21 protein-coding genes are annotated in these 24876 nt (G+C 71.1%); 12 read left to right on the forward strand and 9 right to left on the reverse strand.

The genetic code is table 11. The features are described from left to right. Positions 1-88: 88 nt before the first annotated feature. A complete protein-coding gene (locus ABD831_RS08600; protein WP_344944427.1) occupies positions 89-3025 on the forward strand; it encodes an FtsK/SpoIIIE family DNA translocase in 2937 nt (978 codons plus the stop codon). A 117-nt stretch (positions 3026-3142) separates the two neighbouring features. On the opposite strand, the gene ABD831_RS08605 is transcribed toward ABD831_RS08600, so the two are convergent. From ABD831_RS08605 to ABD831_RS22235, 6 genes are read right to left on the reverse strand one after another with little or no spacing between them, the layout of a single operon-like run. Beyond that, on the reverse strand, positions 3143-3820 hold the full coding sequence (locus ABD831_RS08605; protein WP_142177470.1) for a response regulator: 678 nt from the start codon (positions 3818-3820) through the stop codon (positions 3143-3145). After that, on the reverse strand, positions 3817-6456 hold the full coding sequence (locus ABD831_RS08610) for a DUF4118 domain-containing protein (RefSeq protein WP_344944432.1): 2640 nt from the start codon (positions 6454-6456) through the stop codon (positions 3817-3819). The genes ABD831_RS08605 and ABD831_RS08610 overlap by 4 nt, the downstream gene beginning before the upstream one ends. A 17-nt stretch (positions 6457-6473) precedes the next feature. Further along, positions 6474-7055 carry a potassium-transporting ATPase subunit KdpC gene (kdpC, locus tag ABD831_RS08615; protein WP_344944435.1) on the reverse strand — a complete coding sequence of 194 codons (582 nt, stop codon included), beginning with the start codon at positions 7053-7055 and terminating at the stop codon, positions 6474-6476. Between the two features lie 5 nt (positions 7056-7060). Further along, positions 7061-9211 (reverse strand): potassium-transporting ATPase subunit KdpB, encoded by a 2151-nt coding sequence (gene kdpB, locus ABD831_RS08620; protein ID WP_344944438.1) that lies wholly within the window; start codon positions 9209-9211, stop codon positions 7061-7063. Further along, positions 9208-10854 carry a potassium-transporting ATPase subunit KdpA gene (gene kdpA / locus ABD831_RS08625; RefSeq protein ID WP_344944441.1) on the reverse strand — a complete coding sequence of 549 codons (1647 nt, stop codon included), beginning with the start codon at positions 10852-10854 and terminating at the stop codon, positions 9208-9210. Before kdpA ends, kdpB begins: the two co-directional genes overlap by 4 nt. Then, on the reverse strand, positions 10854-10940 hold the full coding sequence (locus ABD831_RS22235) for a potassium-transporting ATPase subunit F (protein WP_142178494.1): 87 nt from the start codon (positions 10938-10940) through the stop codon (positions 10854-10856). The genes kdpA and ABD831_RS22235 overlap by 1 nt, the downstream gene beginning before the upstream one ends. Positions 10941-11041: 101 nt before the next feature. On the opposite strand from ABD831_RS22235, the gene ABD831_RS08630 reads away from it, so the two are divergent. Continuing rightward, positions 11042-11785 (forward strand): ion channel, encoded by a 744-nt coding sequence (locus tag ABD831_RS08630; protein WP_142177475.1) that lies wholly within the window; start codon positions 11042-11044, stop codon positions 11783-11785. 56 nt (positions 11786-11841) lie between these two features. On the opposite strand, the gene ABD831_RS08635 is transcribed toward ABD831_RS08630, so the two are convergent. Beyond that, positions 11842-13062, reverse strand: a complete 1221-nt coding sequence (locus tag ABD831_RS08635; RefSeq protein ID WP_425582798.1) for a dipeptidase — start codon at positions 13060-13062, stop codon at positions 11842-11844. A 28-nt stretch (positions 13063-13090) separates the two neighbouring features. Between ABD831_RS08635 and rimO the strand changes: the two genes are divergently transcribed. Genes rimO through ABD831_RS08665 form a run of 6 tightly spaced genes read left to right on the forward strand, consistent with a single transcriptional unit; the run spans position 13091 to position 18229 of the window. After that, entirely contained in the window at positions 13091-14563 is a 1473-nt protein-coding gene (gene rimO, locus ABD831_RS08640; RefSeq protein WP_344944449.1) for a 30S ribosomal protein S12 methylthiotransferase RimO, read from the forward strand. After that, positions 14560-15279 carry a CDP-diacylglycerol--glycerol-3-phosphate 3-phosphatidyltransferase gene (pgsA, locus tag ABD831_RS08645; protein ID WP_344944452.1) on the forward strand — a complete coding sequence of 240 codons (720 nt, stop codon included), beginning with the start codon at positions 14560-14562 and terminating at the stop codon, positions 15277-15279. The genes rimO and pgsA overlap by 4 nt, the downstream gene beginning before the upstream one ends. A gap of 1 nt (position 15280) precedes the next feature. Then, positions 15281-15901, forward strand: coding sequence for a CinA family protein (locus ABD831_RS08650; RefSeq protein WP_344944454.1), 621 nt, complete (start codon positions 15281-15283; stop codon positions 15899-15901). An 11-nt stretch (positions 15902-15912) separates the two neighbouring features. Further along, entirely contained in the window at positions 15913-16215 is a 303-nt protein-coding gene (locus tag ABD831_RS08655) for a helix-turn-helix domain-containing protein (protein ID WP_142177480.1), read from the forward strand. A gap of 17 nt (positions 16216-16232) precedes the next feature. Next, positions 16233-17126 (forward strand): serine hydrolase, encoded by an 894-nt coding sequence (locus ABD831_RS08660; protein WP_344944458.1) that lies wholly within the window; start codon positions 16233-16235, stop codon positions 17124-17126. Next, positions 17123-18229 (forward strand): dipeptide epimerase, encoded by a 1107-nt coding sequence (locus ABD831_RS08665; RefSeq protein WP_344944461.1) that lies wholly within the window; start codon positions 17123-17125, stop codon positions 18227-18229. Before ABD831_RS08660 ends, ABD831_RS08665 begins: the two co-directional genes overlap by 4 nt. A 63-nt stretch (positions 18230-18292) precedes the next feature. Here the strand turns inward: ABD831_RS08665 and ABD831_RS08670 are convergent, their stop codons facing one another. Further along, positions 18293-19864, reverse strand: coding sequence for a DUF3352 domain-containing protein (locus tag ABD831_RS08670; RefSeq protein ID WP_344944464.1), 1572 nt, complete (start codon positions 19862-19864; stop codon positions 18293-18295). 156 nt (positions 19865-20020) lie between these two features. On the opposite strand from ABD831_RS08670, the gene ABD831_RS08675 reads away from it, so the two are divergent. The 3 genes from ABD831_RS08675 to ABD831_RS08685 all read left to right on the forward strand — a co-directional run bounded on the left by ABD831_RS08675 (position 20021) and on the right by ABD831_RS08685 (position 22397). Further along, entirely contained in the window at positions 20021-20269 is a 249-nt protein-coding gene (locus ABD831_RS08675) for a DUF3046 domain-containing protein (RefSeq protein ID WP_142177484.1), read from the forward strand. Between the two features lie 221 nt (positions 20270-20490). Next, positions 20491-21540, forward strand: a complete 1050-nt coding sequence (gene recA / locus ABD831_RS08680; protein WP_142177485.1) for a recombinase RecA — start codon at positions 20491-20493, stop codon at positions 21538-21540. A gap of 2 nt (positions 21541-21542) precedes the next feature. Beyond that, entirely contained in the window at positions 21543-22397 is an 855-nt protein-coding gene (locus tag ABD831_RS08685; RefSeq protein WP_344944470.1) for a regulatory protein RecX, read from the forward strand. Between the two features lie 111 nt (positions 22398-22508). On the opposite strand, the gene ABD831_RS08690 is transcribed toward ABD831_RS08685, so the two are convergent. Next, positions 22509-23114, reverse strand: a complete 606-nt coding sequence (locus tag ABD831_RS08690; RefSeq protein WP_142177486.1) for a YceI family protein — start codon at positions 23112-23114, stop codon at positions 22509-22511. Between the two features lie 179 nt (positions 23115-23293). Between ABD831_RS08690 and miaB the strand changes: the two genes are divergently transcribed. Continuing rightward, positions 23294-24868, forward strand: coding sequence for a tRNA (N6-isopentenyl adenosine(37)-C2)-methylthiotransferase MiaB (miaB, locus tag ABD831_RS08695; RefSeq protein ID WP_344944474.1), 1575 nt, complete (start codon positions 23294-23296; stop codon positions 24866-24868). The last annotated feature ends 8 nt before the right edge of the window (positions 24869-24876 follow it).

The following is a 24876-nucleotide window of genomic DNA, read 5'->3' on the forward strand; positions in this document are numbered from 1 at the left end:
GCCGGCGGGTGTCCGGTGCGCCACTCTTTGCGTTCGTGGTGCGCGTGTGACGCGTGAGTTCAGCGGTGCGTTGACGTACGGTGCCAGCATGGCGTCACGTCCGTCCAGCAGCCAGCGCGCGAGCACCACCGCGGCCACCCGAGCCAAGGGGTCCTCGAGCGGTGCCACGTCGCGCCCTCCGGCAGCCCGGTCGACCCGGCCCGCGCAGCGCAAGCCGGCGACCCGCAAGCCGGCCGCCAAGGCGGGGTCCAGGACGGCGTCCAAGGCGCGCGGCGGCGGCCTGCCCTTCCCCCTCGGTGCGATGCGCAACACGTGGATGGGCGTCTCGCACCTGGCCGGGGGAGCGGTGCGCCGCGTCGGTCACAGCGCGGCTGACCTCGAGCCCGAGCACAAGCGCGACGGCATCGGCTTCTCCCTCATCGCCCTCGCGGTCATCGTGGCCGCTCGCGAGTGGTGGGGGGTCTCCGGCATCTTCGGTCAGGTCGTGCACGCAGTCTTCGCAGGCACGTTCGGTCGCGTCGCGTACGCCGTCCCGCTCGTCCTGCTCGCCCTCGGCCTGCGCATGCTCCGGGCCCCGCAGGACGATGCCGCCACCAACCGCATCGTCGTCGGCACCATCGCGCTGACCTTCGCGGCGTGCGGCCTGTCGCACCTCGCCGACGGCATCCCGAACCCGCCCGACGGCGCCGACGGCATGCGTGCTGCCGGCGGCATCCTCGGCTTCCTCGCGTCGAGCCCGCTCGCCGCCGCCGTCTCGCCCTACGGTGCGCTCGTCCTGCTCGTCCTGCTCGGCCTCTTCGGCCTGCTCGTCATCACGGCGACGCCGGTCAACATGATCCCGACCCGTCTGCGCCAGCTGCGCGGCCTGGTCATCGACCGCGGTCACGACGAGGAGCACGAGGACGAGGAGCCCGACGACGCTCCGGCGGCCGCCGTCAAGCGAGCCCGCCGCAAGCCGGTCGACCTGTCCGACCGCGACGGCGACGAGGCGTTCCGGCAGGCCGCGCAGAAGGCGCTCGAGGACGAGTCCGGGTCCCGACCCCGCCCGGGTGAGAAGCGCCCGACGCCGCCGGGTCTGGTCGTCCCGCGCCCCGGAGGCGAGAAGGGCGAGAAGGTCATCGACGCCACCGACCCGAAGACGCTCGGCGCCCCCGACACGAGCAAGGTCGGGCCCAAGGCCGAGCTCATCCCGCCTCCCATGTCGGACCTCCCGGCCAGGGTCGAGCAGCTGAGCCTCGGCGGCGACATCACCTACCGCCTGCCCGACCCGGCAATGCTGACACCCGGACCGGCGCACAAGACGCGCAGCGAGACGAACGACCGGGTCGTCGAGTCGCTCACCAACGTCTTCGACCAGTTCGACATCGACGCCGCCGTCACGGGGTTCACGCGCGGTCCGACCGTGACCCGCTACGAGATCGAGCTCGGCTCGGGCACCAAGGTCGAGCGCGTCACCGCCCTCTCCAAGAACATCGCGTATGCCGTCGCCTCGGCCGACGTGCGCATCCTCAGCCCCATCCCGGGCAAGTCGGCCATCGGGATCGAGATCCCCAACCTCGACCGTGAGAACGTCTCGCTCGGCGACGTGCTGCGCAGCCACACGGCGCGCGGCAACGAGCACCCGATGGTCATGGGTGTCGGCAAGGACGTCGAAGGCGCCTACGTCATCGCCAACCTCGCGAAGATGCCGCACCTGCTCGTGGCCGGTGCGACCGGCTCGGGCAAGTCGAGCTTCGTCAACTCGATGATCACCTCGATCCTCATGCGCTCGACGCCTGAGGAGGTCCGGATGATCCTCGTGGACCCGAAGCGCGTCGAGCTCACGGCATACGAAGGCATCCCGCACCTCATCACGCCCATCATCACCAACCCCAAGAAGGCCGCCGAAGCGCTTGCCTGGGTGGTCAAGGAGATGGACCAGCGCTACGACGACCTCGCGGCGTTCGGGTTCAAGCACGTCGACGACTTCAACAAGGCGGTCCGCGCCGGCAAGGTCAAGCCGCTGCCGGGCTCGGAGCGGCAGATCACGACGTACCCCTACCTGCTCGTCGTCGTCGACGAGCTCGCCGACCTCATGATGGTCGCCCCGCGCGACGTCGAGGAGTCGGTCGTCCGCATCACCCAGCTCGCCCGGGCCGCCGGCATCCACCTCGTCCTCGCGACGCAGCGGCCGTCCGTCGACGTCGTCACGGGACTCATCAAGGCCAACGTGCCCTCGCGCATGGCGTTCGCGACGAGCTCACTCGCCGACAGCCGCGTCGTGCTCGACCAGCCGGGCGCCGAGAAGCTCATCGGCCAAGGCGACGCGCTCTTCCTGCCCATGGGCGCCAGCAAGCCGATGCGTGTTCAGGGCGCGTGGGTCAACGAGTCCGAGATCCACGAGGTCGTCAAGTTCGTCACGACCCAGCTCAAGCCCAACTACGTCGAGAACGTCACCGTCGCCGCGCCCAAGAAGCAGATCGACGACGACATCGGCGACGACCTCGACGTGCTGCTGCAGGCCACCGAGCTCGTGGTCACGACGCAGTTCGGCTCGACGTCGATGCTCCAGCGCAAGCTGCGTGTCGGCTTCGCCAAGGCCGGTCGGCTCATGGACCTGCTCGAGTCACGCGGCGTCGTCGGCCCGAGCGAGGGGTCCAAGGCGCGTGACGTGCTCGTGCGACCCGACGACCTCGAGCAGACCCTGGCCCTGCTGCGCGGTGACGACGTCCCCCACCCCAACGAGCCGGTCGACGCCGACGACCTCGCCGACTTCATCGAGCCCGCCGAGCCGTATGCCGCGCCGCCCGTCGACGTGGAGCCGCCGGAGGTCTCGGCCCACTACGCCGAGGAGGAGGCCACGCCGCAGCGCACGGCCTCGATCGTCGCGCAGCGCGGCGAGCGGCGGCTCAGCGACGACGAGACGACGGCCGTGCCGACAGCGCGGTGGACTCCGGGTGACATGACGCGGACGGTCGACGAGGACGACGAGGAGTCCGAGGACGCCTGGAACCTCACCGACCGCGGCGGCCGCGAACGCTACTGACCCAACCCCACCCCACCCCACCGTCGAAAGGCCACGAACGGCCCCTCCTCAACCGTCGAGAGGCCACGAACGGCCCCTCCTCAACCGTCGAGAGGCCACGAATGGCCCTTCGACGGTTCAGGGGTTGAAGCGGTAGCCGAGGCCCGGCTCGGTGACGAGGTGTCGCGGGTTGGCGGGATCGGGCTCAAGCTTGCGTCGCAGCTGGTTGGCATAGACCCGCAGGTAGTTCGACTCGCGGCCGTAGGAGGGGCCCCAGACCGCACGCAGGAGGTCCTGCTGCTGCACGAGATGCCCGGGCTCGCGGCACAGCGCCTCGAGCACTCGCCACTCGGTCGGGGTGAGCCGCACGTCCTTGCCGTCCACCGTCGCGCGGCGCTCGGCGAAGTCGAGGGTGAAGTGGTCGGTGACCACCGGTCCGAGGTGGCGGCCGAGGTCCGCACCCCGGCGCACGGCCGCCCGCACCCGGGCGAGGAGCTCCTCGACGCCGAACGGCTTCGTCACGTAGTCGTCGGCCCCGAGGTCGAGGGCCTCGATCTTGTCGTCGGAGTCGTGCCGGGCCGACAGGACGATGACGGGGACGACGGACGTCGCGCGGATGCGTCGGAGCACCTCGGTGCCATCGAGGTCGGGCAGGCCCAGGTCGAGGATGACGACGTCCGGCGCGTCCTCCGTCACCGACTGCACCGCCGTGCGACCGTCCGCGGCCGTCACGACCTCGTTGCCGTGGGCGCGAAGCGCGATGGCCAGCGTGCGCTGCAGCCGCGGGTCGTCGTCGACGACGAGTACTCGTGTCACGCGTCCTCCTGTGTCGTCGCCCGGGTCGCCTGTGTCGTCGCCTGGTTCGCCCGGTCGCCAGCCCTCTCGGTCGAGGTGATCGCACTGGTCTGGTGGCGGTCGGCATCGCCTCGAACTGGTGGGGCAGGCGCGAGCGGCAGCTCGACCACCATGGTGAGACCGCCGCCGGGGGTGTCCTCGGGCACGAGTGAGCCTCCCATGACGGTCATCAGCCCACGGGCCACCGCCAGCCCGAGGCCGAGCCCGTCGCCCTGGGGCGCGTCGCCCGCACGCTGGAAGGCGGCGAAGATCCGCTCCTTGTCGTCGTCGGCCACGCCGGGACCGCGGTCGATGACGCGCAGCTGCACGGTGTCGCCGATGCGCCCCGCCGTGACCCGCACGTCGGCGTCGCCGCTGTGCCTCAGGGCGTTCTCGACGACGTTTGCAAGCACGCGGTCGAGCAGCCCGAGGTCGGCCCGCACCGGGGGGAGGTCGGGTTCGAGGGCGATCTCGACCCGTCGGGGCGCCGACGTGGTCCGCACCGTCGACACGACCGCGTCGAGAAGGTCGATCGAGTGGTGGTGGGCCTGCACGGCACCGGTCTCGAGGCGCGAGAGGTCGAGCAGGTTGCCGATGAGGGCGTCGAGGCGGTCGGCACTCTCCTCGACCGACTCGAGCAGCTCCGTCTCGTCCTCCGGTGGCAGGTCGAGGCCCGACTGGCGCAGGGTCGAGACCCCTGCCTTGATGCTGGCGAGAGGCGTGCGCAGGTCGTGCGAGACGGCCGCGAGGAGGGTCGTGCGGGCGGCGTTGTCGCGGGCCAGGCCGGCGGCCTCGCGGGCGGCTCGGACCAGCTGTTCGCGTCCGTGCAGGATGGCGGCGTGGGCGGCGTAGGCACCCACGACGCGCTGGTCCTCCGCGGCCACGGGAGGTCCGTCGAGCAGCAGGTGCACGCCGTCCTCGACCGTGACGTCGATCGCCCACGTCGTCTCAGCCGGCACGGTGCTGCCAGCCGGCAGGAGCGGGTCCGTCGAGGCGACGACCCTCGACGGCCGGTCCTCCCCGGACTCGGTGAGAACGGCGGACCGCATCCCGAGGTCGTCCCGGGCGTGTTCGAGCAGTGCCGGCAGGGGGCGGGGTTCGGCCAGGAGGTCACGGCTCATCGCCGCGAGGGCCGACGACTCGCGCTCGGCCGAGATTGCCTGCTCGGTCCGTCGGGCGGCGAGGTTGACGACCGAGGAGACCGCCATCGCCACCAGGACGAACACGGCGAGCGCGAGTGCGTTCGGTGCGTCGCTGATGGTCAGGGTGCCCCGGGGCTCGGTGAAGAACCAGTTGACGACGAGCGAGCCGACGACAGCGCAAAAGAGCGCGGGCCAGATGCCGCCGACGAGGGCGCAGACCACCGTCAGTGCAAGATAGAGCAGCAGATCCAGCGACAGGGTGTGGCCCTCACGCGTCGCGACGAGCACCACGGTCAGGGCCACGAGGGCGACGACGGCCAGCAGCAGACCGCCGAGGACACGACGTCTGGGCAGGCCCGCGGCGCGCGCGCTGCGGCGACCGACCTTCGATCCCTCGTGCGGGACGAGGTGGACGTCGATGTCGCCGGAGCGGTCGGCGACCTCGGAGGCGATGCTCGGGCGCAGGATCTGCTGCCAGCGGCTGCGTCGGCTGACCCCGACGACGATCTGCGTGGCGTTGACGCCACGGGCATGGTCGAGGATCGCCTCGGCCACGTCGGCGCCCGAGACGTTCTGGAACTCGGCGCCGAGGTCGCCCGCCAGCCTGCGCAGGCGCGCGAGCTCGGCCGGGTCGGTCGAGGCCAGCCCCTCGGCCGACTGGACGTGGCAGGCGATGAGGTCCCCGCCGGCTGCCCGGGTCGCGATGCGGGCGCCGCGCCGGAGCAGCGTCTCGCTGCCGGCGCCACCGGTCAGCGCGACGACGATCCGCTCGCGGGCCGGCCACTGGTCGCTGATGCCCTGGTCGGCCCGGTAGCGCTCGAGGGCCTCGTCGACGCGGTCGGCGAGCCACAGGAGCGCGATCTCGCGCAGGGCCGAGAGGTTGCCGACGCGGAAGTAGTTGGCCAGGGCGGCGTCGACCTGGTCGGGCCCGTAGATGTTGCCGTGCGCCATCCGACGGCGCAGTGCCTCGGGCGACATGTCGACGACCTGCACCTGGTCTGCCCGCCGCACGACCTCGTCGGGCACCGTCTCCTGCTGCCGGATGCCGGTGATCGACTCGACGACGTCGTTGAGCGACTCGAGGTGCTGGATGTTGACCGTCGAGATGACGTCGATGCCGGCCTCGAGGATCTCCTCGACGTCCTGCCAGCGCTTCTCGTGACGCTCGCCGTCGCCGGCCTCGGGCACATTGGTGTGGGCGAGCTCGTCGACGAGCACGACCTGGGGACGGCGGGCCAGGACCGCGTCGACGTCGAGCTCGGTCAAGGCGGAGCCGCGGTAGGTCACCTGGCGTCGCGGCAGCACCTCGAGGCCGTCGAGCAGCGCGGCGGTGTGCGGCCGTCCGTGCGTCTCCACGTAGCCCACCACGACGTCGGTGCCACGTTCGAGGCGACGGTGCGCCTCATCGAGCATCGCGACGGTCTTGCCCACGCCCGGCGCCGCACCGAGGTAGATCCGCAGCGAGCCTCGCCCCATGTCGCGATCCTCTCAGGTCATCCGTTGCCCGGAGCCGTTAGACGCTCCAGGGCGAGGTTGAGCTCGAGGACGTTGACACGTGGCTCGCCGAGAAACCCGCCGATCCGGCCCTGGGTGTGCGCCGCCACGAGGCTTCGCACGAGGGCGACGTCGAGGCCGCGGGCCGAGGCGATGCGCGGAACCTGCGCGGCGGCGTACGCGGGGGAGATGTGTGGGTCGAGGCCGCTCGCGGAGGCCGTCAGGGCGTCGGTGGGCGAGTTGGCTGGGTCGAGCCCGGTGGCCGCCGCCCGCTTGGCGACCTCGGCAGCGAGCGCGGAGCCCGAGAGGTTCGACCCCCCGCTCGTGTCGCCCGAGTAGCTGCTGGCAGACGCGCGGCCCCAGAACCACTGGTCGCCTGTCCACTGCTGCCCGATGAGGGACGACCCTGCGACCGCGCCATCGATGCGGACGAGCGAACCGGCGGACTGGTCGCGGGCGACGACCTGCCCCACACCCCAGACGACGGCTGGGTAGAGCAGGCCGAACAGGACGGTGAAGACGAGCATGGCGCGCAGGCCGGCCCAGGACTGCTTGAGGAAGGCGCTCAGGGTGCTGGTCACGGGGATCACATCATTCCGGGAAGGTGGCTCACGACAAGGTCGATCAGCTTGATCCCGATGAACGGGGCCATGATGCCGCCGAGGCCGTAGATGAGGAGGTTGCGCCGAAGGAGCGCCGTGCTGCCGATCGCGCGATACCGAACGCCTTTCAGCGACAACGGAATCAGCGCGATGATGATGAGCGCGTTGAAGATGACGGCCGAGACGATCGCCGATCTCGGCGAGGAGAGTCCCATGATGTTCAGCGCGTCGAGGCCGGGGAAGAGGACGACGAACATGGCCGGGATGATCGCGAAGTACTTCGCGATGTCGTTGGCGATCGAGAAGGTCGTCAGGGCTCCGCGGGTGATGAGCAGCTGCTTGCCGATGGAGACGATGTCGATGAGCTTCGTCGGGTCGGAGTCGAGGTCGACCATGTTGGCCGCCTCCTTGGCCGCCGACGTCCCGGTGTTCATCGCGACGCCCACGTCGCTCTGCGCCAGGGCCGGTGCGTCGTTGGTGCCGTCCCCGGTCATGGCGATGAGCCGTCCGCCGTGCTGCTCGCGCTTGATGAGGGCCATCTTGTCCTCGGGAGTGGCCTCGGCGAGGAAGTCGTCGACCCCCGCCTCGGCCGCGATCGACTTGGCGGTCAACGGGTTGTCGCCCGTGACCATCACGGTCTTGATGCCCATGGAGCGCAGCTGCGCGAAGCGGTCCTTCATGCCGGGCTTGACGACGTCCTTGAGGTGGATGACACCCAGGACGCGAGGCGGTTGGCCCGCCTCGTGCACTGCGACGGCAAGCGGGGTGCCACCCGAGGTCGCGATGCCGTCGACCTCGGTGAGCACACCGCTCGGCATCTCGCCGCCGAGGCCCTTGACCCAGCGGGCGACCGAGTCGGCCGCGCCCTTGCGGTAGGCCGTGCCGTCAGGCAGGTCGGCGCCCGACATCCGGGTCGCGGCACTGAACTCGACGAAGGTCGCGCCGTCCTGGGGCAGCCGGTCGAGCGCCTCCCGCGAGGGCGCGTCGAGCGCCGCGGCCGCCAGCTCGACGATGGAGCGCCCCTCGGGAGTCTCGTCCGCGAGCGAGGAGACGTAGGCCGCCCGGGTGACCCCCTCGTTGCCGAGGCCCGGGGTGGCCAGCAGCTCGGTCGCCCGACGGTTGCCGTAGGTGATGGTGCCGGTCTTGTCGAGCAGCAGCGTCGACACGTCACCAGCGGCCTCGACGGCCCGGCCGGACATGGCGAGCACGTTGTGCTGCACGAGGCGGTCCATGCCCGCGATGCCGATCGCCGACAGCAGCGCGCCGATGGTCGTCGGGATCAGGCAGACGAGGAGGGCGACGAGCACGACCGGTGACTGCGCCTGACCTGAGTAGATCGCCATCGGCTGCATCGCCATGACGGCCAGCAGGAAGATGATCGTCAGGACGGTGAGCAGGATCGTCAGCGCGATCTCGTTCGGGGTCTTCTGGCGCGAGGCGCCTTCGACGAGGGCGATCATCCGGTCGATGAAGGTCTCGCCGGGCTTGGTCGTGATGCGCACGGTGATCCCGTCCGACAGCACGGTCGTGCCCCCGGTGACCGCGCTCCGGTCACCGCCGGACTCCCGGATGACCGGAGCGGACTCACCGGTGATGGCCGACTCGTCGACGGTGGCCATGCCCTCGACGACGTCGCCGTCACCGGGGATGACCTCGTTCGGGCGGACGACGACGAGGTCGCCGATCGCCAGGTCCGACGCCGCGACGGTCTCGAAGGACCCGTCGGGGAGACGGCGCACGGCGGTGGTGGTCTTCCGCGTGGCGCGCAGCGTCGCCGCCTGGGCCTTGCCGCGGCCCTCGGCGACGGCTTCGGCCATGTTGGCGAACAGCACCGTGGCCCACAGCCAGACGGCGACTGCCCAGGCGAACCACGAGGGGTCGACGACGGCCTGCACGGTCGTGACCATCGAGCCGACCCACACGACGAACATGACCGGGCTGAGCCAGACGTGGCGCGGGTCGAGCTTGGCGACGGCCTGGGGGAGGGTGGTGACCAGCTGCCGCGCGAGCTGCGCGTACGTCGTGCTCGTGCGGCCGGGCCGGATGAGGGCTTCGCCGCGGGTGTGCCCGCGGCGGGCTGTCGGTTCGCCGCCGGGTGTGGTGTGTGACGACTTCGTCGTCGACGACGCGCTCATGAGAGTGCCTCCGCGAGGGGACCGAGGGCCAGGGCGGGGAAGAAGGTGAGACCGCCGACGATGACGGCCACCCCGACGAAAAGGCCGATGAAGGTGGGGGTGTGGGTGGGGAGCGTGCCGGCGGTGACCGGCCGGCGACGTTGCGCCACAAGGGATCCGGCCAGTGCGAGCACGAGGACGATGGGGGCGAACCGGCCCACGAACATGCACAGCGCCAGCGTGAGGTTGGTATAGGGAGTGTCGGCGGACAACCCGGCGAAGGCGCTGCCGTTGTTGTTCGCCACGGACGTGTAGGCGTACATCACCTCGGTGAGCCCGTGTGGACCCGTCGCGAGCATCTGCGACGACACGAGAGGCGCCACCATCCCGATGCCGGTGAAGGCGAGGACCAGGGTCGGCATGACGAGGACGGCCAGGGCGGTCAGGGTGATCTCGCGACGCCCGATCTGCTTGCCGAGCAGCTCGGGCGTGCGCCCGACCATGAGACCGGCGAGGAACACCGTGAGTATCGCGACGAGCAGCGCGCTGTAGAGGCCTGTGCCGACGCCACCTGGCGACAGCTCGCCGAGCATCATGTTGAACAGCGCGCCACCGCCCCCCAGCGCCGAGAAGCTCTCGTGCATCGAGTTGACCGCGCCGGTCGACGTGGCTGTCGTGCTCGTCGCGAAGAGCGCCGAGGGCCACACGCCGAAGCGGAGCTCCTTGCCCTCCATCCCGCCCAGCGGGCCGGACGCCGCGTGCACCTCCGACCACGTGACCACGGTGAGCATGAGGACCCACAGCGTCGCCATGAAGCCTTGGACGGTCCAGCCCTGGCGACGGTCGCCGACCATGACGCCGTAGGTGCGTGGCAGCGAGAACGGGATGACGAGGAGAAGGAAGACCTCGATGAGGTTGGTGAACGCGTTCGGGTTCTCGAAGGGGTGCGCCGAGTTGGCGTTGAAGTAGCCACCGCCGTTGGTGCCGAGCTCCTTGATCGCCTCCTGCGAGGCGACGAGGCCGCCTTGGATCACCTGGTGCCCGCCCGCCAGCGTCGTGACGGTGGTCGGCTCGGTGAGGTTCTGGATGATGCCACCGAGGAGCAGCACGACCGCGCCGACCAGGGCGATCGGCACGATCACCCGGAACAGACCGCGCACGAGGTCGACCCAGAAGTTGCCGAGGGCCGCGGCGCTCGAGCGAACCAGGCCCCGCACGAGGGCGACCGCCACGGCAAGGCCGACGGCGGGTGAGACGAAGTTCTGGACGGTGAGGCCCACGGTCTGCACGAACGGCGACGTCCCGGCCTCACCGGCATACGACTGCCAGTTGGTGTTCGTCACGAACGACACGGCCGTGTTGACCGCCGTGTCCACGTTCATCGCGGCGCCGCGAGCGAGTGGCAGCACACCCTGGAAGACGAGGATGAGGAACAGCAGCACGATCCCGACGACGGAGAACGCGACAACGGCGACGGCGTAGGCGGTCCAGCGCTGTTCCGACGTGGGATCCACCCGCACGAGACGGTAGACGAGGCGCTCACCCCGCCAGTGCTTCTCATCGGTGAAGACCTTTGCCATCCAGTTGCCGAGCGGCACGTGGACGATCGCCAGGGCTGCCACCAGGACGGCGATCGTGAGCAGCCCGCTGACGGTGTCGCTCATCAGAAGCGATCCGCGTGGAGGAGGACGTGGACGAGGTAGGCCAGCACGGCGACCCCGACCACGAGCAGGAGGACGTTGGTGAACATGCCTCCTGTCTAGGGCGGGGCGCCGGCGCCAGGACCACCGTTGACCCGGCGCTGACGGCTCTTGACGCGTTCTTGACGACGTCGCCACTAGAGTCCGGGTGGTGAGTGCGTCGCTGGAGCTCTGGCCGTCATCGCCCCGTCGCGCCGGGCCGCCGTCGCGGCTGGACCGCCTGCGCCGCAAGGTCAACGAGCTGCCCTGCGCGCTCCTGCTCTTCGCCCAGCTGGCGGCTCTCGTCGCCTATCCCTTCGTCGAGACGCGCGCGGGTGACGTCCGTGAGACCGGGCGTGCGGTCTTCGGTCTCATCGGGCTGCTCGTGCTCTTCCTCGCGGTGCGCGCCGTCCGGGCGACCCCGGCCCTGACCTGGGTCGCCGCCGTGCTCGGTGGCCCGGTCGTGGTGCTCACGGTCGCCGAGGCCGTGTGGCCGGAGAACTCCACGGTCGCCTTCTGGAGCGCCCTGCTGCACGCGATCTTCTACTTCTACACGGGCTACGGGCTGCTGCGGTACATGTTCGCCGACAACTGGGTGACGCGGGACGAGCTCTACGCGACCGGGGCGACCTTCACGGTCGTCGCGTGGGGCTTCGCCTACCTCTACGTCGCCGTCCAGATCCTCTGGCCGAACTCGTTCACCATCTACGGCGAGGCCGACCCCGGCACGCGCACGTGGTTCGAGCTGCTCTACCTCTCGATCACGACGATGACCTCGACGGGCCTGTCCGACATCATCGCCGTCGAGCCGCACGCCCGCGCCTTCGTGCTGCTCCAGCAGATCGCGGGCATGCTCTACGTCGCGCTCGTCGTGGCCCGTCTGGTCGGGCTCACGATCGCCCGCTTCCGCCAGTAGGCGGCCGCGCCCACCGAGGGCGTATGCCGTGTCGCCGGGTCGCGCTCAGGCCGGGCTCAGGTCGCGCCGTCGAGCTCGGCGAACGTCCTGAGGCTCGGGGTGCGGGTGGCCTGGAGGTCGCGGGCCACCGCCTCGACGTCGCGCATGACCCGCAGGGTGTTGCCGCGCACGAGCTTGGCGACCTCGGCGTCGGACCACGAGTGCTCGAGCAGCGCGGCGACGAGCCGCGGGTAGCCGCTGACGTCCTCGAGTCCGACCGGGAAGGTGTCGGTGCCGTCGTAGTCGCCGCCGATCCCGATGTGCTCGATGCCGGCGACCTCGCGCACGTGCTCGAGGTGGGCGACGACCTGCTCGATCGTCGCGTCGGGCTTGGGGTGCTCCTGCTGCCAGCCGGCGGTGAAGCGGCCGAACGCCTCCCAGTCGCGCGCCTCGACCCCCACCTCCGCGGCGGCGGCAGCGGCCTCGACCCGCCACGCAGCCGTGGCGGGGGAGACGAACTCGGGCACGAAGGTCACCATGCACACGCCGCCGTTGCCGGGCAGCGCGGCGAGGACGTCGTCGGGCACGTTGCGGGGGGTGTCGCACAGCGCGAGCGCCGAGGAGTGGCTGAAGATGACGGGTGCGTCGGTGGTCTCGAGCGCGGCACGCATCGTCGTGGCCGCCACGTGGCTGAGGTCGACCATCATCCCCAGCCGGTTCATCTCGCGCACGACCTCGCGGCCGAACTCGCTGAGGCCGCCGACGACGGCCACGTCGGTGGCCGAGTCCGCCCACGGCGTGTTGTCGTTGTGCGTGAGCGTCAGGTAGCGCACGCCGAGGACGTGAAGCAGCCGCAGCGTCCCGAGCGAGCAGCCGATGGAGTGTCCGCCCTCGGCGCCGAGGAGCGAGGCGACGCGGCCCGTAGCGGTGGCGGCCTCCACCTCGTCCGCGGTGCGTGCGAGGGCCAGCCGGTCGGCATACGACCCGATCATCCGGTGCACGCCATCGATCTGCTCGAGCGTCGCGATGACGGCCGAGTCGCCCTGGAGGGTGCTCGGCACGAAGACCGACCAGAACTGCGCGCCGACCCCGCCCTCGGCCAGGCGCGGCAGGTCGGTCTGCGTCGTCGTGAGCCGCCGACCGACGTCGAGCACCTCGAAGTCGTAACGGGTCTGCTCGCGCGCCTCCCACGGGAGGTCGTTGTGCCCGTCGACGAGCGGGTGCTCGCCGAGCAGCTCGCGTGCCCGCGCGAGGAGGTCGTCGTGGCCGTGGCGGGCGGTTCCGAGCATGTCGGCCATTGAACACCCCGCCATCTAGAGTGGACGCATGACCCCTCCCCACCCGAGCGCCGACAAGAGCGTCGCACTCGTCACCCTCGGGTGCACGCGAAACGAGGTCGACTCCGAGGAGCTGGCCGGACGGCTGCTCGCGGAGGGCTGGCGTCTCGTCGACGACGCGGCTGACGCCGACGTCGCCGTCGTCAACACGTGCGGCTTCGTCGAGCAGGCCAAGAAGGACTCCATCGACGCCCTCCTCGAGGCGTCCGACCTCAAGGGCGGCGGTCGCACGCAGAAGGTCGTCGCCGTCGGCTGCCTCGCCGAGCGCTACGGCAAGGAGCTCGCCGACCAGCTGCCCGAGGCCGACGCGGTGCTCGGCTTCGACTCCTACCGCGACATGAGCGCGCACCTGCAGACGATCCTCGCGGGTGGCCACGTCGAGAGCCACACCCCCGGCGACCGCCGCACGCTGCTGCCGCTGACGCCCGCGAAGCGCCAGGAGGGGGCCGCGGCCGTCGCGCTCCCCGGCCACGGTGACGCACGTGTGGACCTCGCCGACGCCGGTGTCCCGACGCCGGCCTCGGGCCCGCGCGTCATCCGGGCCCGTCTCGACGGCCGCCCGTGGGCGCCGCTCAAGATCGCCTCGGGCTGCGACCGCCGCTGCTCGTTCTGCGCCATCCCGATGTTCCGCGGTGCGTTCCTGTCCCGCCGCCCGGCCGACATCATCGCCGAGGGCCGCTGGCTCGCCGAGCAGGGGGTGAAGGAGCTCTTCCTCGTCTCGGAGAACTCGACCTCCTACGGCAAGGACCTCGGCGACCTCGGGCTGCTCGAGAAGCTGCTCCCCGAGCTGACCGCGATCGAGGGCATCGAACGCGTCCGCGTCTCCTACCTCCAGCCGGCCGAGATCCGTCCCGGCCTGCTGCGCGCCATGGCCGACACCCCCGGTGTCGTGCCGTACTACGACATCTCGTTCCAGCACGCGTCCGAGCCGCTGCTGCGCTCGATGCGCCGCTTCGGCTCCCGCGAGGCCTTCCTCGAGCTGCTCGGCCGGGTGCGGGCGGATGCGCCTCAGGCCGGCATCCGCTGCAACGTCATCGTCGGGTTCCCCGGCGAGACCGAGGCCGACCTCGACGAGCTCGAGGCCTTCCTCACCGAAGCGCGCCTCGACGTCGTCGGGGTGTTCGGCTACTCCGACGAGGACGGCACCGAGGCCGAGGGGTATGCCGGCAAGCTGGCCCCGGAGGTCGTGGCCGAGCGCCTCGACCGCTTCACCCGCCTCGTCGAGGAGCTCAACGCGCAGCGGGCCGAGGAGCGCGTCGGCGAGCGCGTCCTCGTCCTCGTCGAGGAGATCGACGAGGACGACGGCTCCGTCATCGGCCGGGCCGACTTCCAGGGCCCCGACGTCGACGGCGTCACCATCGTGCACGTCCCGGAGGGCGCCCCGGCGCCCCAGGTCGGCGACCTCGTCCCGGCCGTCGTCGTCGGCACCGAGGGGATCGACCTCGTCGCGGAGCCGCGATGACGCCACAGACCTTCCACCGGGGCGAGGGGCCTGCGCCCCGCCCCACCGACTGGAACCTGCCGAACGCGCTGACGGTGCTGCGCTTCCTGCTCGTCCCCGTCTATGCGGTCCTGCTCTTCCAGGACGGCGGCAACGAGCCGTGGTGGCGCTTCTGGGCCTGGGCGGTGTTCGTCCTCGCTGCGGTCACCGATGGCATCGACGGCAAGATCGCGCGCCAGCGTGGCGAGATCACGAACTTCGGCAAGGTCGCCGACCCCATCGCCGACAAGGCCCTGACCGGTACGGCGTTCATCGGTCTGTCGCTCCTCGGGGTCGTCTGGTGGTGGGTGACCGTCGTCATCCTCGTCCGCGAGATCGGCATCACGGTGCTGCGCTTCGTCGTCATCCGGCACGGCGTCATGCCGGCCGGTCGCGGCGGCAAGCTGAAGACGATGCTCCAGACCCTGTCGCTCGGCGCCCTGACCTTCCCGCTCTGGGTGCTCCCGTTCGGCGACGCCTGGCTGCTCGCGGCGTACGTCGTGCTCGGCGCGGCACTCGTCATGACGGTGATCAGCGGCGTCGACTACGTCTTCAAGGCCGCGCGGCTGCGCGAGACGAGCGAGCGCACCCTGGCGCGGCGGGCCGCCCGCGCCGCTGCCCGCGAGGCGAGGTCCGAGGCGGCGGACGGCCCGTCCGGCGACCCGGCGCCGCCCGAGCGGACGGCGAAGCGGGACTGACGTGGACGACGTCACCGAGGCTCCCGAGGCTCCGGGTGCCCTCGGCGCGCCGGGGGCACCCGGGGCAAGGCTCGTCGCCCGCCTGACCGAGGCGCACGAGACCGTGGCCTGCGCCGAGTCGCTCACGGCCGGCCTCGTCGCCGCCACCGTGGCCGACACCCCCGGGGCGTCCGCGGTGCTGCTCGGTGGTGTCGTGGCGTATGCCGCCGCGGTGAAGACGGCGCTGCTCGACGTGCCCGCCGACCTCGTCGCGCGGGTGGGCACCGTCGACCCTGAGGTCGCCGTGCTCATGGCCGAGGGCGTACGCCGCCGGCTGGGCTCCACGTGGGGCCTCGCCACGACCGGCGTGGCGGGTCCGGGGCCGTCCGAGGGCAAACCCGCGGGCACGGTTCACGTCGCGGTGGCTGGGCCCTCGGGAACAGTGACGCGCGCCCTGGAGTTGAACGGAACCAGGGCGCAGATCCGGTCTGCGACGGTTGACGCGGTGCTCCGCCTCGCGGTCGAGCAGACGGGCGCCACACCCGGAACACCTGCGCTGCCGCGGGGGCCTCGGGGTACGGTAGGGCTGTCGGGTCACCCCGGCGGTGGCCCCGCACCCGACCACACGACACCAGGGACCTGAAGGAGGACGGCATGACGACACTGTTGCGACGCGAGCTCGGTGACGTCCTGCGTGAGCGCCGACGCGCCCAGGGCCGCACCCTTCGCGAGGTCTCGGCCACGGCGTCGGTCTCCCTGGGCTACCTCAGCGAGGTCGAGCGCGGCGAGAAGGAAGCGTCCTCCGAGCTGCTCGCCTCGATCTGCGGCGCGCTGTCCCTGCCGCTGTCCCAGGTGCTCATCGACGTGTCCAGCCGGATGGCCGAGAGCGAGGGCCTCGCCCCGACCGTCCCACTGCCCGTCCCGTCGGGCGACGTGGTGTCGGCCTCCGCCGCCTGATCGTCTACCGTGCTGGGGTGCCAAGCCCCTTCGCGGTCCTGAACTCACGTCTCGACGAGGTCGCCACGCCCGGCAGGGCCACGCTGTCGGTGTGGCTGGGCGACCTGGAGGGGCAACCCCGCTACGAGCGCGACGCGCTCGCGCCGCACTACGCGGCCTCCACGATGAAGCTCCCGCTCGTCATCGCAGCCTTCCGCCGGGTCGTGCGCGGCGAGCTCGCCCTCGACGCACCGGTCGCCGTCTCCGGCACCTTCGCCTCGGTGCTCGACTGCTCGCCGTTCGACCTCGACGAGTCCGACGACCAGGACCCGCGGACCTGGGCCGCGGTCGGCGGCACCTGCACCCTCGGCGAGCTTGCCGAGCAGGCCATCACGCACTCGAGCAACATCGCCACCAACCTGCTCATCGACGTCGTCGGGCTCGCCGAGGTCGCCGAGGTGCTCCGCCTCGTCGGGTGCTCCCCGGCAACCGTCGTCGCGCGTGGCATCGAGGACGCGGCGGCGCGCCGGGCGGGCATCACCAACACGGTGACCGCCTCCGACCTCGGGCTCATCATGGCCGCTGTCGGGCGACGCGACCCGGACCTCGGCGGGGAGGCCGTGCTGGGCCCGGTCGAGGAGATGCTGGGCCGTCAGGTGCACGTCGACCAGGTCCCGGCCGGACTGCCGCCCGGCACGCCGACCGCCAGCAAGTCCGGCTGGATCCCCGGGGTCTCGCACGACGTCGCCCTGGTGCGCCCGGCGGGGGAGGAGCCCTTCGTGCTCTCGGTGTGCACGACCATCGACCTCGCCGAGACGGAGGCAGCCGCCCTGGTGGCGGAGGTCGCCCGTGACGTCTGGCGCGCCGAGCACCCCGACGAGCACCCCGACGAACTGGTCGACCCGCTGGCCGACGAGCAGGGCTCCGCATGACGACCGTGGCCCGGGTCGCGACGACCGTCTCGTCCGTGCCTCTGCACACCCCGTTCGTGACGGCCCTGCGTCGCACCGAGACCACCGACACCGTCGTCGTCACCGTCACCGACAGCGACGGCCGCACCGGCTGGGGCGAGGCGCCCCAGGTGTGGCAGGTGACCGGTGAGTCGCTCGCGAGTGCGACCGCCTGCATCGAGTCGATGCTCGCCCCGGCCGCCACGGGCCGCCGTCTGGACGACCGCGACGACCTCCGGAGCGCGACCGCCGCCGTGCAGCGCGCCGTGGCCCGCAACTTCGGGGCGAAGGCCGCGCTCGACGCGGCCCTGCACGACCTCGTCGCCCAGGCGGAGGGCACCTCGGTCGCCGCTGTCCTCGCGACCGGGGCAGGCGGCATACGCGATGTGCTGACGACCGACGTCACCCTGTCCGCGGGCGCCGCCGACGCCCTCGCCGACACGGCCCGCGCGCGGGTCGCGGAGGGCTTCCGCACCCTCAAGATGAAGGTCGGCACCGACGCGAGCACCGACGTGTCGAGAGTGGCCGCGGTGCGTGCGGCGGTCGGGCCCGAGGTCGCCCTCCGTCTCGACGCCAACCAGGGCTGGAGCCGGGACGAGGCCGTGCAGGTCATCCGTGCGCTCGAGGACGCCGACCTCGGGGTCGAGTTCGTCGAGCAGCCTGTCGTGGCCGACGACGTCGAGGGTCTCGCCTGGGTGCGTGAGCGGGTTGGTCTCCCGGTCATGGCCGACGAGTCCTGCTACGGCCCGTTCGACCTCGAACGGATCATCCGGCTCGGCGCGGCCGACCTCGTCAACATCAAGCTCGCCAAGTGCGGCTCGCTCACCGCGGGCCGCGACATGCTCCGCCGCGCCCACGACGCCGGCCTGCGCACCATCGTCGGCTCGATGATGGAGAGCCACATCGGGGTGGGGGCTGCGGCGGCGCTCGTCGCGGCCGAGCCGACGACCGAGGTCAGCGACCTCGACGCAGCGTGGTGGTCCTTGCGTTCGCCCGTGAGGGGCGGAATCTCCTACTCGGGCAACCAGATCCAGCTGCCCGACGCCGATGGGCTCGGCATCACGGGGTTCGCCGACATCGCCTGACCCGACCGGTTCCACGACGAAGGGCCCCGCCGGAGCGGGGCCCTTCGTGCGTTCGGGACCGGGTCAGTCGCCCAGGACCCGGAGCGTGAAGCTGCCCTCACCGTTGCCCGTGTTGGAGGCGTTGAAGCCGACGGCACGCAGCGACTCGAGGAACGTCTTGGCCTCACCGTGCAGCTGACCCTGTGCGAGCTTGTCGATCTTGTCGAGGTCGACGAACAGCGTGGTGTTGGAGCCGGAGACGTCGCCGACAGCCAGCTTGAAGGTGTCGGTGTCCCCGAGCTTGCCGCCGGCCTTGAGGTCGTCGGTGTAGTCGGGCGTCGTGGCGACGAAGACCTTGTCGCCGTCGACCTTGTGGGTCAGGACGTCGGGGCCCACGCCCGCGGTCTCCATGAGGCGGCTGACGAGCTCGTCGGCGCGCTTGGCGTCGCTCGAGACGACCTTGGCTCCGATGGTGGGGACGTCGGACTTGAGGTCCTGGTCGGGCATCGCGAGGGTGAACGAGCTGCCGAGCAGGACCTTGAGGTCGCCGGGCAGCTTCATGCCGAGCTGCTGCTCGACCTCCCCGATCGGGTCGGACCCGCCGTCGGCGGACGCCAGGCTCTCGATCTGCTTCTTCAGCTGGGGCCACGCTCCGTCGATCATCTTGTCGGCGCCCGAGACGTTGACGGCCGCCAAGGTGTCGGCCGGCAGGGAGGCCATCTCGCCACCGTTGCCCTTGACCGAGGTGGTCGCGTCGCCGCCACGCACGACGCCCGCCATCTCGACGTAGTCCGCGTCGAAGCGCAGCGCCGCCGCGACCCGGCCCTTGGCACTGACCGCCGGGACGGCGCCCAGGGCCGACGTGCCACCCAGCTTCTGGATCTCCTTGAGGCCCGACCCCATGTCGAACCAGGCTGACATGATGCCCTGCTCGCCGAGGGCGTTCATGTCCTCGTTGAAGGTGGCGTTCTGGGCCAGCGAGCCCTTGTCGACGGCGGCGAGCGTGGCGTCGCCGACACCGGGCGGCGTGATGATGGCGTAGCCGTTCTTCATCCGCAGCTCGGTGTCGCCGTTCTTGTCGCAGGCGAAGAGCCTGGTCAACGTGTCCTTGGCAGCCGTCTCGTCCTTGACCTGGATTGCGATGGCGACGTTCGGGGCGTCCGACGTGCCTCCGGGGCGGATGGCGGCGCCGGCGCGGTCTCCGAGCCAGGGCGCGATGTCGTCGTCGTAGCTGAACTTCGCGACGCAGCCGTTGCTGGAGTCCTTCGAGGCCAGCTCCCAGAGCTTCTTGCGCGGGTCGTCGCTGCCGAGGGTGTCCTTGACCTGGGGCAGCTTGCCGAGGAAGCGCACGGCAGCGATCTTCTGGCCGGCGGACGGGTCGATGTCGAGGCGGAAGTAGGCGTAGGCGTCGCCGGGCAGCACCTCGGCGGGCTGGGAGCCTCCGCCGCTCAGCGTCTGGAAGGCGAACGCGCCCGCCCCGCCGAGGACGAGCGCGGTGACGACACCGCCGACAAGCAGCCCGGTGCGCTTGCGACCGCCGCCCGGCGTGGGCTGCGGCTCGTCGGAGAGGGTGACCTCGCCGGGGACGGTCTGGGGCGCCCCTGCGGGCGTCGGGTAGGCGTAGGGCTGGCTCGCCCCGTTCGTGGGCTCGGTCATGGTGGTGCTCCCCTGAAGAGTTCGGCGTCCGCACGACGTCGCGCAGGACGAGAGGACGATACCGGCAGAGGCGGACGTGCGTGGCCGGATCGGACAACGCTCCGACGACAGGTTCGCGAGGAACGGTTCCGGCCGACCGGGTGGCACACTGCTGGGGTGCGGATCAGTCACTTCTGGACCTTGATGGACGACGAGTTCGGCGCGGCGTATGCCGGGTCGCTCGCCCGCGACCACGTGCTGGGCGCGCTGGGCAACCGCACCGTCGTGCAGGCCCTCGCCGACGGTGAGGCGCCGCGGGCTGTCTGGGAGGCGTTGTGCACCGACATGGACGTGCCGCCCGAGCGTCGGCTCGGTCGGGACACCCGAGTGGCCCGAGGCGCCCAGGGCGGTCAGGCCGCCCGCTGACGACTCCGGTGTACCGGCGTGTCGTATCGACTTCGAACACCTGTTCGGTACTGTTCTCCACAGGTCCTGCGCCACCACCCGCATCGTCCACAGGCCGTCTCGTGGTCCACCTGATGTCGGCGCCGGCACCTAGCGTCTGACCCGACAGCGAATCTCTGGACGAGCCGTCGCCCGGGTCGAAGGTAGACGACCGCAGCGCAGACGGCAGATAGGTGACCGACATGGCATCGGTGCAGGCGAAGGACAAGGACAAGGCCCTCTCCTCGGTGATGGGTCAGATCGAGAAGAGCTACGGCAAGGGCGCGGTGATGCGCCTCGGTGACGACGTACGTGCGCCGATCGAGGTCATCCCCACCGGGTCGATCGCCCTCGATGTCGCCCTCGGCATCGGCGGTCTGCCGCGTGGCCGTGTCGTCGAGATCTACGGCCCGGAGTCGTCGGGCAAGACGACGGTGGCCCTTCACGCGGTCGCCAACGCGCAGAAGGCGGGCGGGATCGCGGCGTTCATCGACGCCGAGCACGCGCTCGACCCCGACTATGCGCAGAAGCTCGGTGTCGACACCGACGCGCTGCTCGTGTCGCAGCCCGACACCGGTGAGCAGGCGCTCGAGATCGCCGACATGCTGATCCGCTCCGGCGCCATCGACATCATCGTCATCGACTCGGTCGCGGCCCTGGTGCCCCGTGCCGAGATCGAGGGCGAGATGGGTGACAGCCACGTCGGCCTGCAGGCCCGCCTGATGAGCCAGGCGCTGCGCAAGCTCACCGGTGCCCTCAACAACACCGGTACGACCGCGATCTTCATCAACCAGCTCCGCGAGAAGATCGGCGTCATGTTCGGCTCGCCCGAGACGACGACCGGTGGCAAGGCCCTGAAGTTCTACGCCTCGGTTCGACTGGACGTGCGTCGCATCGAGACCCTCAAGGACGGGACCGAGCCGGTCGGCAACCGCACCCGCGTCAAGGTCGTCAAGAACAAGGTCTCGCCGCCGTTCAAGCAGGCAGAGTTCGACATCCTCTACGGCCACGGCATCTCCCGCGAGGGGGGCATCATCGACATGGGGGTCGAGCACGGCTTCGTCCGCAAGGCCGGCGCTTGGTACACCTACGAGGGCGACCAGCTCGGTCAGGGCAAGGAGAACGCCCGCAACTTCCTCAAGGACAACCCCGACCTGGCCGACGAGATCGAGAAGAAGGTCAAGGAGAAGCTCGGCGTCGGGCCGCGTGTCGACCAGCCCGCCGAGGTCTCGGACGTGCCTGTCGACTTCTGATCGTGAGCCGCTCCGAAGAGGAGAGCGTGCAGGGTCGTCTGGCCCGCGCCGCGGCAGCTTTGGCCGAGGCCGAGAGTGCTGCCGGGGTGCGGGCGGGCGCGTCGTCCGACCGGGCCGCCGACCAGCCGTCCGACGAGCCGGATCCCGAGGGCGCCGCGCAGGCTCGGTCGGCGCCGCCGCCCCCCGCAGCGGCCCCTCCGGCTCCGGTCGCGGAAGGACCTTCGTCGGCTCCCGAGCCCCCGTCGTCCGGTGGCCCCGGGCGCCGTGGCCGTGGGTCGCCCAGCAAGCCCCGGACCGGCTGGGGTGCGATCGACCCGGGGGAGCGGCCTGACTGGGCGCCTCCGCCGGAGGACCCGGCGGAGGCCGTCCCCGACGCAGACGCCGAGTCGGTGGCCCGGGCCATCGTCCTGCGACAGCTGAGCATGGCTCCCCGCAGCCGCTCCCAGCTCGAGCGGAAGCTGCGCCAGCGCGGGTGCGAGGACGACGTCGCGGCCAAGGTGCTCGATCGCATGACCGAGGTCGGCCTCGTCGACGACGAGGCGTACGCCCAGATGCTCGTGCGGTCGCGCCAGTCGGACAAGGGCCTGGCTCGCCGGGCGCTCGCCCACGAGCTGCGCAAGCAGGGCATCGACCCGGAGATCGCCGACGAGGCCCTCGGTCAGGTCGGTGCGGGCGACGAGCGTCTCCGGGCCGAGCAGCTCGTCGCGAAGAAGCTGCGGTCCATGCGTGGTCTCGCTCCCGACGTGCAGACCCGACGGCTGGCAGCGATGCTCGCACGCAAGGGCTACTCGGGAGAGGTCGCCTGGCCCATCGTCCGGGACGCGGTCGACGGGTTGCCCGAGCACCGGCGCGACTGAGGCCGGCGGGCGGCGGCCGGGTGCAGACACCACGCGGGGGTGAGGACCGGTGTGGTCCTCACCCCCTGGGGTGCTGCGGTGCTGCGGTGCTGCGTGGCGCTGTGGTGGTGCTCAGACCTCGGCGGGCACGTTGGCGATCGCGGAGATGTCGAACTCGAGCTTGACCTTCTCGCTCACGAGGACGCCACCGGTCTCGAGGGCGGCGTTGAAGGAGAGGTTCCAGTCGGTGCGGTCGATGGTGACGTCACCCTCGAAGCCCACGCGGGTGTTGCCGAACGGGTCCTTGGCCGAGCCGGTCTCCTCGAAGGGGATCGTGACGGGCTTGGTGACGCCGTTGATGGTGAGGTCGCCGGTGATGGCCCACTCGGAGCCGTCGCGCTCGACGTTCGTCGAGACGAAGGTGATCTGCGGGTGGTTGGCGATGTCGAAGAAGTCGGGGGTCTTGAGGTGGCCGTCGCGCTGCTCGTTGCCGGTGGTGACGCTCGCGGCCTCGATGGTGACCGTGACCGACGAGTTGGCCGGGGTGACGGTGTCGACGTGAGCGGTGCCCTCGAACTGGTCGAAGTGACCACGAACCTTCGTCACCATCGCGTGACGGGCGGAGAAGCCGATGCGCGTGTGGCTCGGGTCCAGCGTGTAGTCGCCGGAGATGTTCTCGACGGCGACGGACGGGGTCTCGGTGACGGTCTCGTCCTTGGTGCGGTTGAACAGGCCCATGATGATGTGTCCTTCGGGGTGGGGGTGATTGAATCTTCAACAACTATGATGCACGGTGATTGTTGAACTGTCAAGCAAAGGCATCAACGGGACCACCCTGCCGCCTATTCCCCGGTATCGCGCGTCGAGACAGCCGTGCGGCGGGAGCAGGCTCACCACGACGTACTCTTGTCGGTGCCATGACAACGCAGAACTTCGCCCCCACGTCCGTCGCGACCGCCTCCGTCTCGCCGACCGGCGCGCGCCGCACGTATGACGTGCGCACGCACGGCTGCCAGATGAACGTCCACGACAGTGAACGCCTGGCCGGGCTGCTCGAGACCGCCGGCTACGTCGATCTTGCGAGCCTCCCTGCAGGGGAGCGCCCGGAGGTCGCCGACGTCGTCGTGTTCAACACGTGCGCCGTGCGCGAGAACGCCGACAACAAGCTCTACGGCAACCTCGGTCAGCTCCGTCCCGCCAAGCAGAAGAACCCGGGCATGCAGATCGCCGTCGGGGGTTGCATGGCGCAGAAGGACCGCAGCACCATCGTGCAGCGCGCGCCGTGGGTCGACGTCGTCTTCGGCACCCACAACATCGGCTCGTTGCCGGCCCTGCTCGACCGTGCCGCCCACAACAAGCGTGCCGAGGTCGAGATCCTCGAGAGCCTCGAGGTCTTCCCCTCGACCCTGCCGACCCGTCGTGACTCGGCCTACAGCGCGTGGGTCTCCATCTCGGTCGGCTGCAACAACACGTGCACCTTCTGCATCGTGCCGAGCCTGCGCGGCAAGGAGCAGGATCGTCGCCCCGGAGAGATCCTCGCCGAGATCGAGGCGCTCGTGGCGCAGGGCGTCGTCGAGGTGACGTTGCTCGGCCAGAACGTCAACACCTACGGCGTCGAGTTCGGTGACCGGCTCGCCTTCGGCAAGCTCCTGCGCGCCTGCGGTGACATCGCGGGCCTCGAGCGCGTGCGGTTCACCAGCCCGCACCCGGCCGCGTTCACCGAGGACGTCATTCTTGCGATGGCCGAGACGCCCAACGTCATGCCGAGCCTGCACATGCCGCTCCAGTCCGGCTCCGACAAGGTGCTCAAGGACATGCGCCGCTCCTACCGCAGCGCCAAGTTCCTCGGCATCATCGAGAACGTCCGCCGACACATCCCGGACGCTGCGATCACGACCGACATCATCGTCGGCTTCCCCGGTGAGACGGAGGAGGACTTCCAGGCCACCCTCGACGTCGTGCGCGAGTCCCGCTTCTCCAGCGCCTTCACCTTCCAGTACTCCATCCGCCCGGGCACCCCGGCGGCGACGATGGAGGACCAGGTTCCCAAGGCGGTCGTGCAGGAGCGCTTCGAGCGGCTCATCGCCCTCCAGGAGGAGGTCAGCTGGGCCGGCAACCGTGCCGTCGAGGGCCGCGAGGTCGAGGTGCTGGTCGCCCCTTCCGAGGGCCGCAAGGACCTCGAGACCAGGCGGCTGTCGGGCCGGGCCCGCGACAACCGGCTGGTCCACTTCGCCGTGCCGGAGGGCGCCGAGGTCCCGCGTCCCGGTGACGTGGTGACCGTGCAGGTCACCTATGGCGCGCCCCATCACCTCGTCGCCGACTCGGGCAGCGAAGGTGGGACGTATGCCGTCCGGCGCACTCCCGGCGGGGACGCCTGGGCCGCGCTGCAGGACGCGCCCCAGGGCACGGGCAAGCCGGCCGTCAGCCTGGGCATGCCGGCGATCGGGCGGCCCGCTGCTGCACCGGCCGCGCCGGGCTGCTCTGTCGTCTGAGCCGATTC

Origin of the sequence: Terrabacter ginsenosidimutans (assembly GCF_039539425.1) — a bacterium.
Taxonomy (GTDB): domain Bacteria; phylum Actinomycetota; class Actinomycetes; order Actinomycetales; family Dermatophilaceae; genus Terrabacter; species Terrabacter ginsenosidimutans.